Raw genomic sequence first — 1,347 nt, 5'->3', positions numbered from 1 at the left:
GATCGAGCGTCGCAATCCGCCGATCGGCGAGTTCGCCGACATCGACGGCGCCCGCATCCACTATGTCCATGTTCCGGCGCCCGCCAATGCCGAGCTGCCGCCGATCGTCTTCATCCACGGCGCCAGCGCCAATCTCAGGGACCAGATGCTGCCGCTGCGCCCCTTGCTCGAAGGCCGCGCCGAAATACTGTTCTTCGACCGGCCAGGCCATGGCTGGTCGGGTCGCGGCACCAACAACGAGAACCCGTCGGCGCAGGCCAACACCATTGCCGCACTGATGGACCATCTCGGCATCAGGAATGCTGTCATCGTCGGCCATTCCTTCGGCGGCGTGGTGACATCGGCCTTTGGCCGCGAGCATCCAGACAAGACGCTCGGGCTCGTCTTTCTCGCACCGGCGACCCACCCATGGCCGGGCGGCGCAACCGCCTGGTACTACGATCTGACCACCATGCCGGTGCTCGGTTGGTTATTTTCCGAAACGCTCACCTATCCGGCGGGAGCCCTGCAGATGGCCGACGCCACCACCTGCGTCTTCTCGCCCAACAAGGTGCCGGACAATTATCTCAGCTCGGCCTCTATCCCGCTGGTGCTGCGACCAACAGCCTTTCGTGCCAACGCCACCGATGTCGCCGGGCTCTATCGCTACGCGCTCGCCACCGCACCGCGTTACGCCGAGATCAAGGCGCCGAGCGTGGTGATTTCAGGCGACCGCGACAAGGTGGTCTATGCACATATCCATTCGGCCGGCCTGGCGCGCGACATTGCCGGTGCCGAACTCGTCTGGGTGCACAATCTCGGTCACAAGCCAGACTGGATCGCGACCGACCTGACCGTCGGCGCCATCGAGAAGGTCGCTGGCAAGAATATAGACCTGCAGGCGATGGCCAGGACCGTGGAGGCGCGCATCGCCGGCGACGCCTACGGCGCCGGCAGATGCGCCGATATCAAGGTACCGCAGGCCGAACTTGCGCCGACCTAAAGCGAGCCGCCTGAATCCGTTCAGAGGCGACACGCTTCAGGAATCTAGCGGCTGACTTGTGTGTCCGAACCGATATAGGCGATGCGCAGCATGTTGGTCGAACCCGGTGTCCGCAGCGGCACGCCCGCGGTGATGATGACGCGGTCGCCAGGCTTGCCGAAGCCTTCGTCGAAGGCGATGCGGCAGGCGCGATTGACCATGTCGTCGAGATCGACGGCGTCGGGTGAGACGACGCAATGCGTGCCCCACAAAAGCGACAGCCGCCGCGCCGTGTTGAGGATCGGCGACAGCGCGATAACAGGCACCTGCGGCCGCTCGCGGGCGGCGCGCAGGCCTGTGGTGCCCGATGCGGTGTAGGTGATGAT

2 protein-coding genes are annotated in these 1,347 nt (G+C 65.0%); one reads left to right on the top strand and one right to left on the bottom strand.

Annotated elements, in window-relative coordinates:
• Positions 1-982: alpha/beta hydrolase (locus tag EN749_RS35840; RefSeq protein WP_145991181.1), on the top strand; the 982-nt coding region annotated here is incomplete at its 5' end.
• A gap of 44 nt (positions 983-1,026) precedes the next feature.
• Here EN749_RS35840 and EN749_RS35835 read toward each other — a convergent pair.
• On the bottom strand, positions 1,027-1,347 hold a 321-nt coding region (locus EN749_RS35835; RefSeq protein WP_281061952.1), incomplete at its 5' end, for a pyruvate kinase alpha/beta domain-containing protein.

The organism is Mesorhizobium sp. M7A.F.Ca.ET.027.02.1.1, from assembly GCF_004022985.1.
GTDB lineage: Bacteria > Pseudomonadota > Alphaproteobacteria > Rhizobiales > Rhizobiaceae > Mesorhizobium.
This window is presented reverse-complemented; position numbering and strand designations above follow the sequence as displayed.